This is a genomic window from uncultured Campylobacter sp., from assembly GCF_937973075.1.
Classification (GTDB): Bacteria; Campylobacterota; Campylobacteria; order Campylobacterales; family Campylobacteraceae; genus Campylobacter_B.
In genome coordinates, this window is sequence record NZ_CALBWL010000033.1 from 1 (window position 1) to 14081 (window position 14081).

12 protein-coding genes and 1 CRISPR repeat array are annotated in these 14081 nt (G+C 39.1%); all 12 genes read right to left on the reverse strand.

Going from position 1 to position 14081, the window contains the following annotated elements; translation table 11 throughout:
- Positions 1 to 23: 23 nt before the first annotated feature.
- Positions 24 to 1288: direct repeats of the CRISPR family, unit length 30 nt; unit sequence GTTTCAATTCCCAACGGGATGGAATTCTAC.
- A gap of 388 nt (positions 1289 to 1676) precedes the next feature.
- Positions 1677 to 2675, reverse strand: coding sequence for a CRISPR-associated endonuclease Cas1 (gene cas1 / locus Q0274_RS04140; protein ID WP_298027916.1), 999 nt, complete (start codon positions 2673 to 2675; stop codon positions 1677 to 1679).
- 15 nt (positions 2676 to 2690) lie between these two features.
- On the reverse strand, positions 2691 to 2969 hold the full coding sequence (gene cas2, locus Q0274_RS04145; RefSeq protein ID WP_298027918.1) for a CRISPR-associated endonuclease Cas2: 279 nt from the start codon (positions 2967 to 2969) through the stop codon (positions 2691 to 2693).
- 8 nt (positions 2970 to 2977) lie between these two features.
- On the reverse strand, positions 2978 to 3475 hold the full coding sequence (locus Q0274_RS04150; RefSeq protein WP_298027920.1) for a Dna2/Cas4 domain-containing protein: 498 nt from the start codon (positions 3473 to 3475) through the stop codon (positions 2978 to 2980).
- Positions 3475 to 5595 carry a CRISPR-associated helicase Cas3' gene (cas3, locus tag Q0274_RS04155; protein WP_298027921.1) on the reverse strand — a complete coding sequence of 707 codons (2121 nt, stop codon included), beginning with the start codon at positions 5593 to 5595 and terminating at the stop codon, positions 3475 to 3477. Before cas3 ends, Q0274_RS04150 begins: the two co-directional genes overlap by 1 nt.
- Positions 5596 to 5641: 46 nt before the next feature.
- The gene (cas5, locus tag Q0274_RS04160) at positions 5642 to 6352 is read right to left on the reverse strand and encodes a CRISPR-associated protein Cas5 (RefSeq protein WP_298027922.1); all 711 of its coding nucleotides are present in this window, start codon (positions 6350 to 6352) and stop codon (positions 5642 to 5644) included.
- A complete protein-coding gene (gene cas7b / locus Q0274_RS04165; RefSeq protein ID WP_298027924.1) occupies positions 6353 to 7270 on the reverse strand; it encodes a type I-B CRISPR-associated protein Cas7/Csh2 in 918 nt (305 codons plus the stop codon). It abuts the gene before it with no gap.
- Positions 7270 to 9063, reverse strand: a complete 1794-nt coding sequence (locus tag Q0274_RS04170; protein WP_298027926.1) for a TM1802 family CRISPR-associated protein — start codon at positions 9061 to 9063, stop codon at positions 7270 to 7272. The genes cas7b and Q0274_RS04170 overlap by 1 nt, the downstream gene beginning before the upstream one ends.
- Before the next feature lie 117 nt (positions 9064 to 9180).
- Positions 9181 to 9912 (reverse strand): CRISPR-associated endoribonuclease Cas6, encoded by a 732-nt coding sequence (locus Q0274_RS04175; protein ID WP_298027927.1) that lies wholly within the window; start codon positions 9910 to 9912, stop codon positions 9181 to 9183.
- A 72-nt stretch (positions 9913 to 9984) separates the two neighbouring features.
- Positions 9985 to 12012, reverse strand: a complete 2028-nt coding sequence (glyS, locus tag Q0274_RS04180; RefSeq protein WP_298027929.1) for a glycine--tRNA ligase subunit beta — start codon at positions 12010 to 12012, stop codon at positions 9985 to 9987.
- Complete coding sequence (locus Q0274_RS04185; RefSeq protein ID WP_291937682.1) at positions 11996 to 12130, reverse strand: hypothetical protein; 135 nt, start codon at positions 12128 to 12130, stop codon at positions 11996 to 11998. The genes glyS and Q0274_RS04185 overlap by 17 nt, the downstream gene beginning before the upstream one ends.
- On the reverse strand, positions 12127 to 13488 hold the full coding sequence (locus Q0274_RS04190) for an endonuclease/exonuclease/phosphatase family protein (protein WP_298027930.1): 1362 nt from the start codon (positions 13486 to 13488) through the stop codon (positions 12127 to 12129). The genes Q0274_RS04185 and Q0274_RS04190 overlap by 4 nt, the downstream gene beginning before the upstream one ends.
- Positions 13476 to 13964 carry a tRNA (cytidine(34)-2'-O)-methyltransferase gene (locus Q0274_RS04195; RefSeq protein ID WP_298027943.1) on the reverse strand — a complete coding sequence of 163 codons (489 nt, stop codon included), beginning with the start codon at positions 13962 to 13964 and terminating at the stop codon, positions 13476 to 13478. The genes Q0274_RS04190 and Q0274_RS04195 overlap by 13 nt, the downstream gene beginning before the upstream one ends.
- Positions 13965 to 14081: the final 117 nt, after the last annotated feature.

Genomic DNA, 14081 nt, shown 5'->3' on the forward strand with positions numbered 1-14081 from the left:
AAAATTTAGAGATGGGAAATGATGTTTCAATTCCCAACGGGATGGAATTCTACCTACTTCGGGAAAAATTTAGAGATGGGAAATGATGTTTCAATTCCCAACGGGATGGAATTCTACCTTATTAGCTCGGGTTTTTCTTTTTCCCAGTTATGTTTCAATTCCCAACGGGATGGAATTCTACGTTCCCCGCCTAAATTTAACGTTCGCTCATTCAAAGGGTTTCAATTCCCAACGGGATGGAATTCTACTAAAAGAACAAGAGCTTATTGTTCGTATTCTTTGGTTTCAATTCCCAACGGGATGGAATTCTACGCCATTCGCCCGTTTTATCTTAGCGCGGACACCCGTTTCAATTCCCAACGGGATGGAATTCTACGCTCTATGCCCTCTTTTCTTGCGATATGTTGCAGAAGTTTCAATTCCCAACGGGATGGAATTCTACGCTTATTTTGATATAATTGCCTAAAATTTTAAATGAAGTTTCAATTCCCAACGGGATGGAATTCTACATAAATGCCCACAAAGACTAGCGGCGCGAATACCGGGTTTCAATTCCCAACGGGATGGAATTCTACCAAAACAATTTTCATGAGTGTTATGAGATTGATGAGTTTCAATTCCCAACGGGATGGAATTCTACAAGGTTGGTGGCAAATTTAGTCTTATTGAGCTTACGTTTCAATTCCCAACGGGATGGAATTCTACTTATGGTTTTCAATTCCTTTTCCGCCCGCACTAGTTTCAATTCCCAACGGGATGGAATTCTACTAGCACCGCTTTTTGCGATAGCCTTTGTAAGTTCGGTTTCAATTCCCAACGGGATGGAATTCTACCCAAGCTTGCTAGCTACAGCATCAAGCCTATCATGTTTCAATTCCCAACGGGATGGAATTCTACGCTACTTCGGGAAAAATTTAGAGATGGGAAAAGGGTGTTTCAATTCCCAACGGGATGGAATTCTACTGCCGCTGCTGTTCCGATTTCCCTAATTCCTTTACGTTTCAATTCCCAACGGGATGGAATTCTACCGCAAGCTATGGCTGACGTAACTTTTGCAGATGGGTTTCAATTCCCAACGGGATGGAATTCTACCAAATTATCGGTAATTATTTTATTAGAATTATCAAAGTTTCAATTCCCAACGGGATGGAATTCTACAGGATCGTCCTGAATTTTTAGAAAATTTTGAAAAAGTTTCAATTCCCAACGGGATGGAATTCTACTTCGTTGCTATAAAAATTATGCTTGCTATAATTACGTTTCAATTCCCAACGGGATGGAATTCTACAGTACGAATTTTGCCATTTTTCTAGGTAGAAAGTGTTAGGAGTATATATTTTTATGCCTTAAAATGGACTAAATTTAAAAAAGCGCCGATTGCTCAATGCCCAAAATTAGGCATTTCAGAATCTTAAAAGCAACTTTATCGCTATCTATATGTATCGTGAGTGCAAATGTTAAAATCTCAATATAAGATATTCAAAAAATCGAAGTATGAACAGCAAAAAAAGCTGAAATTTTAAAAGCATATGCGTTTTTAAAGCCAATTCGTTCGCCATTCCGTGCTTCAGATCAAATTTATTTCAAAAGCACATGCATCTTAAGAGGGCACAATCTATAGGCGCAAGTGATTCTAGTCAAAATTTCAAAAGCACGAATGAGCTTAAAACCCCAGCCTACCGCCATACCAGCCCCTCGTAAGGCACGCCTTCACAGACGTATTTTTTAATCTGATTGGCCTCGCGACGGATGATTTGACGCCAGGTTAGGTTCTGTCCCGCTACGTTCGCGCAAGATGATAGTTTCTCAATCATTTTTAGCTCGATTTTTTGCACCGCTTCTTTACCGAATCGAATACGCCCCGCGTCCGTTTCAAAATCTTTTGCCGTAATCTCGCGTTTGTTTAACATTCCGAAAATTAATCTATCGCCTAAAATAGGCTTAAAAATCTCTGCAAGATCTAGATGCAGACTTAGCGCACGGTAGTTTGGCTCGTGTAAAAAGCCGATGCGCGGATCAAGCTCAGTTTTGTAAATTTCGCTGAGGCAGACGTTATAAATACGCGTATTTACATAGCTAATGAGGGCATTAATTTTATCTGCCGGCGGGCGTTTGGAGCGCGTCGTAAATTTAAAACTGCGCTGATCCTCGATGATTTCGTTCCAGGCCGCGAAATACTGCTTGGCAAAGCCGCCTTCCACTGCCATTACCGCTGCTATGTCGCAGACGCGCGCTAGGGCATCCAGATGCGGCGCAGTATCGAGCGAGACGCCATAAGCCTTACAATTAATGGCTGCATTTAAGATGCGAACGCGAGTAATCTCGCGAGCGATAAAAAGGCGCTTAGAAAGATCATCAAAAGCCCGCAGCTGCGCCAAAAGTACAAAACCGCTTTTGTTTACAGAATTTGAAGTATTCGGGAAAAAACTGCCGCGAAAGCTCTGATAGGCGCTAAAAATATGAAGCAAAATGTTATTATCAGCCAAAAACGCCATAGCATAAGTATCAAGCTCTACTCGCGCCAAAATATAAATTTCATCAATTGCGTTAATCGGCAAAATTTTACTAGTTAAAATTCCGCCCTCGTCGTTAAATTTATCGAAATATAGATTATTATCTTTGCGGCGCAATCGGCCGGGGCTCAAAATAAAATGCGTGCGATCCGATTTTTGCATCTTTATCCTTAAATTTTAGCTGAAAATTGCTTCGTTTTTATCGCGTCCGATGACTAGGCGCTGTGAATATTTGAGCGAATTAAAAGTATAAATTACTACCGAATCAAGCTTGCTGGCGCATTCTTTTTGCAAAATCGCCATTAATTTTTTAAGATCGCTCGCTCTGATTTCACCCTCAAAAACGCTGAATTGCACGCGAGGCAGAAACTTCTCGACCGCCTTTCGGACGTGCGCGGCGTTATTTTTCTCCTTTTCGTCGCTGCTTGAAATATCGTAAAATAAAATAGCGTACATTCTGTCTCCTAAATGCAATAATCACGATAAGCGCAACTCTCGCAAATCTTTTGCGGGCTAAATTTAGGCGGCTTTGGCTCGTTCACAAGGGCGGTAATGCCGTTTAAAATTGTTTCGATTTTAGTAAAATTTTCGGCGTTATCCTCAATGGCTATGACGGTTTTACCGCTAATTAATTTGCCTTTTACCTCTTTTAAATTTAGCCCCGTTTTTAAAAGATAGATATAAAAAAGTAACTGCATCTTGCCTGCTTCTGGATTTTTTAGGCTCTTTTTATATTCGGTGATGAGATAATGTCCGCGCTGCTTGGAAAGCTTATCAAATTTCAAATTTGAAAATGCGAAATCCTGCAAATCGCTCTCTTTGATCTCCGCTAGCGCCTTGCCCATCAGCACGTTTTCATCCTCCTGATCGGCGTGGATATGGTACGCGTAAAGCCATGCCTCGCGCTTGCAGGTGACGTAATAATTCACAAGCGTGCCGGTGATTTGGTCCTTGCAAAACATTAGTCGAAAAACTCATTCTTGAGATTTAAGGCGGCATCCTTTTTAATCCCGAAATTATTATTGTACGAAGTATCGCCGAATGGTAAATAATAGACATCTTTTAGCCCATCAATACGCTTTATATTTAAACGCTTTGCATCAAATTCTGTGATATTTACACCAAATCTATTAATTTTCTTAATAGTATTCGTAAATATATCTTTCTTATTAAATTTGTCCATATCAAGCCTATTGATTTCAAAAATTTTATTTTGAAATTCTTTAATATAATCTTCTTTTGGCTCAATTATTACTAAAATTTTGAGCCTATCGTCCATCGCCTCGCTAATCTTTTCGTTTATATCGTAAAATCCTAGCTCTTGCATCTGCTCCGCCAAAAATAAGCTCTCTAAGCTTTGCTTTATGGCGCTGAAATACCTAGTGGAAATATCTAAAATTTCGCTTTCGATGATATCTCTTTGCTTTAGAATTTTTACCAAAATAGTATCGCTAATGCGTTTTAAATCACCGTAAATGAGATCGGAATAGTCGCAAATATCGTTAAATACGTATAATTCTCCCAGGGCTGCGAAATTTCTATTTATGCGACCGGCAGTTTGGATAATCGAGCTAATGGGCGCTATCTCTCTAAATCCGACATCAAAATCCAAATCCACGCCAGCTTCGATAGACTGTGTAGAAATTAGCAAGATCGGATCACCGCGCCCACTTTTATTTTTAGCAATCGCGTCTTTTATATTTTTGATATTTTTTCGTTTGTGATCGTCGCACATATATCCGTTTAGGCAAAAAACTTTAAATTCATCGTAAAATTCCAAAAATAGCTCTTGCGCTTTTTTAATGGTATTTACGACGACTAGTGTATTTTTGCTTTTTGCCAACTGTTTAATCTTGTCTTTTAAAGCACTCTCGTCACCATCAAACCACTTCAAAACGTATCTATTTTGGTCTTTGAAATAATCTAAATTTGAAATTTCTTTAAATTTAGTCGTATCAACAATAGGCATCGTAGCAGACATAAAGATAAAAATGCAGCCAAATCTTTCCGCCAACATCTCGCAAAGTTTCATAAAATCCGCCCTAAACTTATACGGTACCGCCTGCGCCTCATCGATTATTATTACACTATTTTTTAATCGGTTAAATTTTACGCTATCTTTATTTTTGTTTCCAAAGAGTGCAAATATAAATTGATATAGCGTAGTTACGTTAATATCTCCGCTAAAGGAATCCATCAAAAATTTAACTTTAGAATAGCGATCTTGCGGGGTACTTTCATCTATCGTAGTTTTGTGATGAATTTTATGAATTAATATATTTTTATCGTCTTTAAAAATCTCTTTTATCTCATTATAAACTTGATCTATGATAGCCGTAAACGGCAGCACGTAAATAATACGTTCTTTATTAAATTTAGCGGCAAAATTTAGCGCAGTCAAAGTCTTGCCGTAGCCAGTAGGCGCGGTTAAAGTAAAAAGATTATGATCTACATCGAAATTATTTAAAACGAATTTTCTAAACTCACTTCTTTTTGCGTTTGGCTTACGATTTTCCAGAGCTTTGATATATTTTTCGATCGTATTAGAATTCGCCGGTTTAGAAACAGGAATTCTTTGATTAAAAATAGCTTCATATTTATCACTATAAATAAGCGACGAAAATATGTCTTTGAAATTTAAAAAGTCATCGTAATCAAACTTCTTTTTCGCAAATTTGAAATATTCTCTTAAATGTTTAGCTTTAATTAAAAGCTCATTTTTATCCCTTTTAATATCTTTGTAAATTTCTAAACCTAAAGCTTTATCTAAGACTTCATCCCAAAAGCCTAGCTCTTTCGAGCCCTCAAAATATTTACCGAAATTTTTATTTTGCGTTGTAAGCTCACAAAAATTTTCTACATTTCCATGGTGTGATACGATGGATAAAAACCCAAAAGCCGTATCTAGCTCATTAAATTCTGAATTTATTAAAAATATGTAGGCGGATAATAAAGCATGATTTTTATCTGCAATTTTTTCGGTAGGATTTTTGATATAAATTTGAAAATTAGTTTTTAGCTTAGCTATATCGTGATAAATTTTAATGCATTGTAAAAGCCTACTATCCGCTTCAGCAAGCATATTTGTTATATGCTTTATTAGTGGTTTGTTAGGATGTGATAGCAGCTCACTTTGCAAAGTAGACCTTGTAGTCATTTATTTGATAAATATTTCCTCTATTCTTTGCTTTGATTTGACTATTGCCGCTTAGCTTGATAACGAAATCTTTAAAATCCTTAAAAATTCTACCCTCGCATCCGCAAGCCATTCGAGCCGTAGTAAGTCTGATATCAAAGCTTTGTGCATCAAATATAAAATCGTCCATTAAAACGAACGTATCTATAAAACTTTCCTTTTCATGCACCAATTCACAATTTTTTATCTCGATATATTTAAAATCCGCTATACAAAAATTTATACCTAAATATGGCGTAAAGACACATCTATGAGCTTTTAAGCTGTCGATTATATTTTCTTTATAAGAAGCGTTTAAAGCACTTAAATCAACGAATATGACATATCTAGGATCTTTTATTAGCTCTTTATAAAACTGCTTTTTCTCGCTAGAATCTTGGTAGCCTTGTTCGATATGCATACTTGACGATAGAGCAAATTTTATACCGTTAAAAATCATAGTTTTTTTGCGAAATTGCGAACTTAAAATAACGCTATAACCTATATCGTTAAATTTAAAATAATTCATTTCACCTATAATCGCCCCCAAAAACCCCATTACGGCAGTCTTTGGCGGCACCGGATATGTAAGAGACGAGTAGATAGTAGCCGGATGAGAAAAATGCGCATAATCTCCCGATAGCTCAAAAGCTATTATATCCATTTAAAATCCTATTTTTATCCAACTACTATCAAATTGTGATCTGTTATTTTGCTCGAAGTCAAAATCGCTCATATACTCTATTTTTTCGATCTCTTGCGCATATCTGGTAAGTTTAGCTTTTAATCTAGAAAAATCAATCGTAAAATCATTTATACTTCTTATCTCTACGTCTTCTTTGCTACTATTTATAGCTATACAGTTATTTAAATCTCCAGCAAAAGTATCATTTTTATACGTAATTACTAGCATAAATCTAGGCATTTGACCCATTTTCGTGCGAGTAATTAAATTTTTAGTCCCACTCCAGAGCGCGCTTAAAATCACTTTCACATCATCTTCGCTCAAATTCGTAATCTTTGCACTATGATTATCCACTATTCCGTAAGTTGCAAACATTGCATAATTTAAAAAATCTTCTTCCCTAAACGTTTTATTCGCCTTATCGCTACCGCTTGCAAACGCGCCGGTGCCTTTTATATGCTCTACCGCAACTCTATGAAGCGATCTGCTCATTCTAAACTGAATGGGTCCAACAAATTGAATTCCTGCCGTTTTTATGCCTTCTTTTTTCATCTCGTCTTTATCCGATATCGGCAAAACTCCACCAAATGCGCGAATATCGATAAATTTAGATAAAATTTCTTTTTCAATCTCGATTTTTTCTTGCCTTACATTAATTACTTCACGTATTGCGCTTTTGCAATCTAAGATATTTTCATCTCTTTTATACTCTTTAATGAAAATCGCACTTTCGTCTTTTTTCATAATTTCATCTCTAATTGTTCGCTTTATACGCACATCAGTGACTTCTGCTATACCCGTCTCATCGTCTATCCTAGGAGCATTATCTCTTAGCATATCGCCGTTTGGATTAAAATTTTCGCCGTCCCAAAGAAATAGAATTTCCTTCTTTTTCATTACTCGTCTCCTTGAGTGTTATCTTTAATATATTTCGTAAAATCACTTCCGCCCATAGCAAAAGCTAGCGTTACATAAGCGCTCTTAACCCGCTTTTGAGATAAAAACGCACTTGGTAAAATTCCAATCAAAATATCGCGCATGATTTCTATATTAGCACTTCTTTTTCCTCGCGATACATTGGAGAGTTTTTTGTTAGTTTCATCGCACTTGATCCAAATCCATTCTAAAAGCTCTTTCGTAATTACTCCGGCATTATTCAGCCATTTTTCGAATGAACTATTTTTGCTAATAGCAAATTGGCGATTTATCAACCCTGCAGACATCATTCCTAGCAAATATGCACTCTGCAATACTTCATTATCTTTTAGAAATTCGCTATTTTTCAAAATCGAGCTTATTAGCTCTTTTTTATCGCTTAAGCCTTGCAAATTAACCTCCCTTGCAAATGATATTTTTTCATTTAAAGCACCTATTTCATTAAAGAAATTTTGATATTTTTCGATACTTTTTATACTTCTATTTTGATATGTCTTAACGCAATTAAAATAAAATCCCCACTCTATTTTTGACGCATAACTAGAGTTAATATTGCCTTTATAAATCAAAGCAGCATATTTTTCCATCATATCATCTAAATTCATCCTGTTTTGCGATAATAAAAAATTCATAATGTCGATGTTTTTAAGAAATAAATTTTGCATGTAAATAGTATCGTCTTGTTGATCTTTACTATCTTTTCGCCTAATCGCCCTAATGTTATATCTACCCATTAAATCGGAAATTTTAGAAATATAAGACGGCAATACATCATCTATTTGCAATAATACATTAACCGCAGCATTGCTTTTTTTATAAAATAAAATTGTATTTAGCACGGGCATATTTGCTTGCGCTTTAGCTACGGATTCCAACTCGTAATTAATACTTTCTTCGATATTTTGTATGCCTTGCAGATCTTTTTTCTTTTCGCTCGGATCTTTTAAAATTTCCACTATTTTTTCTAATAAATTTGTATCATTTACCATTAACGTTGGTAAGACCGCCATTTTATCCCCGTAAAAATTAAAAGATAATTCCTTATCAATTGCCATAAAACCGTTTTTAACCAAATTTGCATTAGCACTATTTAGAGGTAGTAATCTAACTTTAATGTCTTGTAAAGCAGTCGGCAGCTCATTTACGGAACAAAACGCTAAATTCGCATCTCCACCGATACCCATACTATTTGTAAGCATATCATAACCATAAATTTTGGCAGTTTTACCATTATCGCTATCGCTTAAATGACTCGTAAAAATATTTTTGAAATACGCTGAAATCGGTCTACTCTCCCAAGATAATGCAAAAAAAGTAGCCACTTTCATGCCTTTTTTCTTAGGCTCTTCTTGTAGAGTTGTAATTTCACTTAAAATATCATCAAAAAAGCTCTCGTTTAAGCTAGATAAATCCGTTAATATTTTATCATTTTTGATATCGTCAGGATTGAAGCAAGAGAGCATATTTTTTACGGCTTTTGAAATTCCTTTTATAAATTTAGGAGTATCGTCTTTTACGGCTTTGCTAATGAATTGGACATTAGGGAACAAATTACCAGAATTCGCGCCTATGCCAAATCTACAAACTATTAAATCGTCTCTTGAAATATTGTTATTTACCGATATTTCTTTACTTTTAATATCACAAAGATAAATTTTAATAGCATCGTATTCGTAGCTCTTGTTGTTAATTTTGGTTTTCTGTTTATCATAAATTTCGCCGATACTAGAAAAAATTTTAACTATATCGCCCAAAATTTATCCTTTCTAAAATATACGTGAATTATAACTAAATTTTAATTATATTGTCAATAGTTATTGTATTTTAAAAAAATAATTTGCCTTTTTTAGATTTTTATTATACAATCGATTTTAAAGCAAGCAATTATCCTTTTTAGGATTTGAAATTTGTACTTTAATAAGGTCTTGCTTTACAACCTCCAAAACCCCTACTCCATAGTTCATGCACCCACTTCCAGCACCCGTGCCAAGGATCAGATTGATTAGTTCTGCATTAGCTACAATTTTCCATCTTGCTTGCCACGCATATACCGGCTCGCGATTGTTGCCATAATAGAATTTCACAGACTCACCCGGCTTTTGCCACAATAAATTTAACTCCATTTCGCCATCATATTTTCGCCCCGTAATCGTCTCAAATCGCTGTAAAATATTCGTCTTCATCATCTCTAAATGCCTGCTATCTTGCGGCTGCAAATAGACTTTATGCCCCAAAAGCCCGCTTACTGCGCACGCCACGTAGCCTTGCACAATAGCTTCGTTCTCACAAATTTTATGATTTTTCGCTTCGACGGTAGTTTGCGTAAATAGAATTTCACCCAAGCTTAGCCCGTCTTTTAGCACTGCTAGCGCGATTTTACGTTCAAACTCCGGCTCACATGAAGCAAATCGCACGCGCAAGTCCTCCCCTAGCAAGATAAAATCAAACACCGTGCGTTTAAAAATTTTACCGCTTGATTCATGCCTGTATCCTACGTGCTCTGAAGCAGGCAGATAGCGATAAAGAAAGCCCTGAATCAGCTGCGAGAGAGATTTTGAGATTTTTAGATTTTTAGTTGGTAATTTTGCGTTGATGATTAGCATTTGCGCTCCTTTGCGCGGTAAAATTCTGCCCAAGATTCGTGCAAACCTTGGGCAAATGAGCTCTAAGCGGAATTAAAATCCTATCTCTTTGATATCGGCAAATTGTAAAAACGCGCGATAAATTTGCCCGATATTTGCGATACGATTTGCGCGTATCTTGACATCCTGGACGTTTATCATTACGTTATCAAAAAAATCATCAATCACGCCTTTAAGCCCAAATAGTGAGCGCAGATACCCACTCACGTCGTTTTCGTTGAGCTTAATCGCCCTGAACGCCGCATTTAGCGCACACTCAGCGTCGTGTTCGAATAGGTTTTCGTCCACCGCGCCTATTTTTTCGTCCTTGATGATATTGGCTAGGCGCTTAAAAGTCGCGAAATTTTCCCCGAAATCCGCTGCTGCTGCGATCTCGCCTAGCGCCTTTATGGCCTTACTTAGTAGTAATAGATCGTTTTCGCCGCTTGCGATGCACGCCTTGATCACGGACGGATTTATCTCGTCAAAAATTCCATATAATCTATCTTTCATAAAATCCAGCAGCTTAGAAATGTCAAATTTCTTATAATTTGGCGCCAGCTTTTGTGCCAGTGCATTCGCATCAAAGCTCAATCTTTGATTTAGTAAAATTTTAATTAGCCCAGTAGCTGCGCGGCGAAGCGCATACGGATCTTTATTGCCGCTTGGAACTTTATTGATGCTAAAAAGCCCCAGGAGTGTTTCAAATTTCATCGCCACAGCGATTACGCTACTAAATACACCGCTTGGCAGCTCACTATCCTCGCCGCTAGGCAGATATTGCTCGCGTATCGCGCGGCATACATGATCTGCCAGTCCAGCGTGTGCGGCATAGTAACTACCCATAATGCCTTGAAGCTCGCTAAATTCGCCCACCATCGTGCTGCTAAGATCTGCTTTGCTAAACATTACGGCATTTTCTATGTCCTGCGCAAAATCCTTTTTGCCGATCTCCACCTCAATCTGCGTAGCATAATCTACGCTCAGTGCCCTTGCTACGGCTAGCTCGCGCACTTGCTTATCATAAACCGAGCCAAGGGCTTGCATATAGGAAATTTGCTTAAGTTTTTCAGGGCTAAATTCCGCTTGCAAATCGCTTTTCCAAAAAAACATAGCATCGCTTAGGCGCGCGCGTAAAACTTTTTCATTACCGCGTATCACCAGCTCGTCATCATCGGTAATCGCATTACTAACGACAACGAAATGATTGCTTAAGTTTTTACCCTCGAAAACGGGGAAATAGCGCTGATTCTCCTTCATCGAAGTTATGATGACCTCTTTTGGCACGCTTAAAAAATCTCGCTCAAAGCTGCCTAACAGCGCCGTCGGATACTCGGTGATCGCCGTTACTTCATCTAGCAACGCAGGATCGACCTCGATCTTAAAACCATGCTTTTTCTCGAGCTTTGCAAACTCGCTTAGAATTTTATCTTTTCTTTTTTGCTCGCTTAAAATTACGCCGTTACGCTCCAGCAGTGCAAAATAATCTGCGGCGTCTTTAAATTTAATCGCTTCGTAACCAAATTTTCGGTGCGGAAAAAATGCAGCTGCGCTTCGCACGCCATAAATTTCAAAATCTACGTTTTCTCCGCCCAAAACGCAGGCTATGCTTCTTATCGGACGGATAAACTCAAACTCACCGCTACCCCAGCGCATCGCGCGTCCAAAATTTAGTGATCGTAAAAACTCCTCTATCATTTCGCCTAGAATTTCGCGGCTATCTCGCCCCTTTTGCACCGCAGCGTGGTAGAGCACCTCTTTGCCGCCTATCTGCCGAAATTCTAGCTCGCTTTCGCTTATGCCGCATTTTTTAGCAAAACTTAGCGCTGCAGGGCTCCACGCGCCGTCTTTGAGCGCGACGGACTTTGGTGCGCCTGTGTTTACGATCTGCGCATCATCGCCACGTTGCGGAAAATCCTCGTGAAATAGCACAAATCTACGCGGGCTAAATTCGAAGCGAAAGTCGCTATTTATGCGGTTAGCCTCAAGCACCGCGCGCCATTTTGGCGCGATATTCGCACGCTCTTTTAAAAACGGGATCGCAGGCAGCTCCTCGACCCCAATCTCAATGAGTAGTTCCATCTTTATCCTTTTTTCGTTGATTTCGTTTTTCGTTTTTCTCCATCATTTCGCGGTTAAATCCTACGATCATAAATATCATAAAAAGCACGAAAAGTGCGGTTATAACGGCGTGTATCATTCTACTATAAATTCCTTTTGCCCTTTATAAATCGTAAAATAGGCGTTTTCAAATTCTAAATTTTTGCCGTTTTGTACAGGAGCGCTTTTGCGAAAAATTCTAAACTCGCCCACGCCTTTTAGATCAATTATGCCGTCTTCAACATCGCCTTTGATCGTGCTTATCACATCTCCTGCGCGCAGCTGCCGCACTGATACGCTAGGCAAAACGTATGGCGCGATAGAGCCTACGTTGCCGCTTCTAGCTACGATCTCATAATCGTCGATCTCAAAGCTTTGTTTGTAAAATTTCGTCTTTTTTACTAGCAGATCGAGTTTATCGCCTAGCTGCAGCCCGCTGCCGCCATAGACAAAAACTCCGCTTCCATCTTGAGAAATCGCAAAGCCGTGGCGGTTTGTAAAGCTCACGACTGCGCCTTTTATCAGTACCGGCTCGCTTATAATGCGCCCGTAAAGCTCCTCTATCGTGACGGTCTTTGCAGAGCTAGCGGTATTTTTAGCTAAAAATTCTTGCTTTTTCGGCATAGATTTTAAAGCGCCTTCGTTCGTCAGAATGAAGCTAATCGGGAAATGATCGGAAGCGGTAGAGGATTTAGCAACCGCGAAGCTGTCCTTTTTATATCCCGGCTCGCTACTAAAAAAATCGTCGCTAAGCAAGATATGATCTAGCACTGCGCCGCTTTCATGAGATTCACAAGAGCCAAAATGCTTTAACTGCGAGCAGGGATGTAGCGCCCACAAATCACTAAATCCGTCGCGCTCGATAAGCTCGTTTAGCAAAGAATTTCGCCCGAAATTCGTATTAAAATCTCCCGCTACGATAGCGCGTTGGTGCCCTTGCAAAACCTCGCGTAAAAAAGCGAAATTGCGCTTGCGCTCGCTTAGCGGATTGCGTGCAGAGAGCATATGCACGACATAAAAGCTAAAATCAGTGCCGCCAAGCGAAAAATCAGCGCGCAAAATATCTCTAGTTTTAAGCTCTGTCGGGCGGTAGGTTTTTTGAAATTTTATCGGTATGCGCGACATCACCGCCACGCCCGCAGGTGCAGTCTGTGCGCGCGAAAAAGCGTAGAATTTATAGCCCGCCTTCTGCGCAAGCGCTTTTAGCACGGCTTCGTTTTCGATCTCTTGCAGCCCCAAAATATCGGCATTAAGCGCGCTTATCTCGTCCGCTATCTCTTGCAGCTTGCGCTCGTATTTTTGCTCGCTCCATGAGCCGCGCCCAATCTCAAAATCCGCGTACTCCGTGCCGTCGTCCTTGCCATCGAATAAATTCTGTACGTTAAACGATGCTATTTTCAGATCCGCCGCACTCGCGCCGCAGAAAAACATCGCAAAAAGTAGCGCTAAAACTCGCAAACCGCGCTCCTAAAATCAAATTTATCGATGTTTTGGCGGATCGCTTCGTAGGTTACGATGCCCACGCTGGTGGCTAAATTTAAACTGCGCCCCGCCCCGCTCATCGGGATCGTGATGCAGTTTTCGCGGTTTGTGCGCATGATCTCAAGCGGCAGTCCGTGCCCCTCCGAGCCGAAAATCAAAAAATCGCCCGGCTTGAATTTCGCCTCGTAGTAGAGCTTGTTCGTCTTCGTCGTCGCAAAAAAGAAGCGCTGCTTAAATTTCTCGTTCGCCGCCATAAACTCGTCCCAACTTTCCCAAATTTTAAGATCCAAGCTCGCCCAGTAATCGAGCCCCGCGCGGCGCAGATGCTTATCGTCGATAACAAATCCTAGCGGCTTAATCAGATGCAAAGGGCACCTCGCATTGACGCACATACGCCCGATGGAGCCTGTGTTTGTGTGGATCTGCGGATATACTAACACGATATTAAACATCAAAAACCGCCGATTTTGCACGGGCGAAATTCTGTGATTTAAAATTCCACAAGGCAAAGTTTTGAGATTTAGAATTTTGCAAAGCTAAATTACGCGGCTTGGAATTTTGCGCAGTAA

Bases quoted from the DNA above. Each gene is read 5' to 3' on its own strand.
- cas1 (WP_298027916.1), bottom strand. From the start codon at position 2,675: ATGCAAAAATCGGATCGCACGCATTTTATTTTGAGCCCCGGCCGATTG.
- cas2 (WP_298027918.1), bottom strand. From the start codon at position 2,969: ATGTACGCTATTTTATTTTACGATATTTCAAGCAGCGACGAAAAGGAG.
- Q0274_RS04150 (WP_298027920.1), bottom strand. From the start codon at position 3,475: ATGTTTTGCAAGGACCAAATCACCGGCACGCTTGTGAATTATTACGTC.
- cas3 (WP_298027921.1), bottom strand. From the start codon at position 5,595: ATGCTTGCTGAAGCGGATAGTAGGCTTTTACAATGCATTAAAATTTAT.
- cas5 (WP_298027922.1), bottom strand. From the start codon at position 6,352: ATGGATATAATAGCTTTTGAGCTATCGGGAGATTATGCGCATTTTTCT.
- cas7b (WP_298027924.1), bottom strand. From the start codon at position 7,270: ATGAAAAAGAAGGAAATTCTATTTCTTTGGGACGGCGAAAATTTTAAT.
- Q0274_RS04175 (WP_298027927.1), bottom strand. From the start codon at position 9,912: ATGCTAATCATCAACGCAAAATTACCAACTAAAAATCTAAAAATCTCA.
- glyS (WP_298027929.1), bottom strand. From the start codon at position 12,012: ATGGAACTACTCATTGAGATTGGGGTCGAGGAGCTGCCTGCGATCCCG.
- Q0274_RS04185 (WP_291937682.1), bottom strand. From the start codon at position 12,130: ATGATACACGCCGTTATAACCGCACTTTTCGTGCTTTTTATGATATTT.
- Q0274_RS04195 (WP_298027943.1), bottom strand. From the start codon at position 13,964: ATGTTTAATATCGTGTTAGTATATCCGCAGATCCACACAAACACAGGC.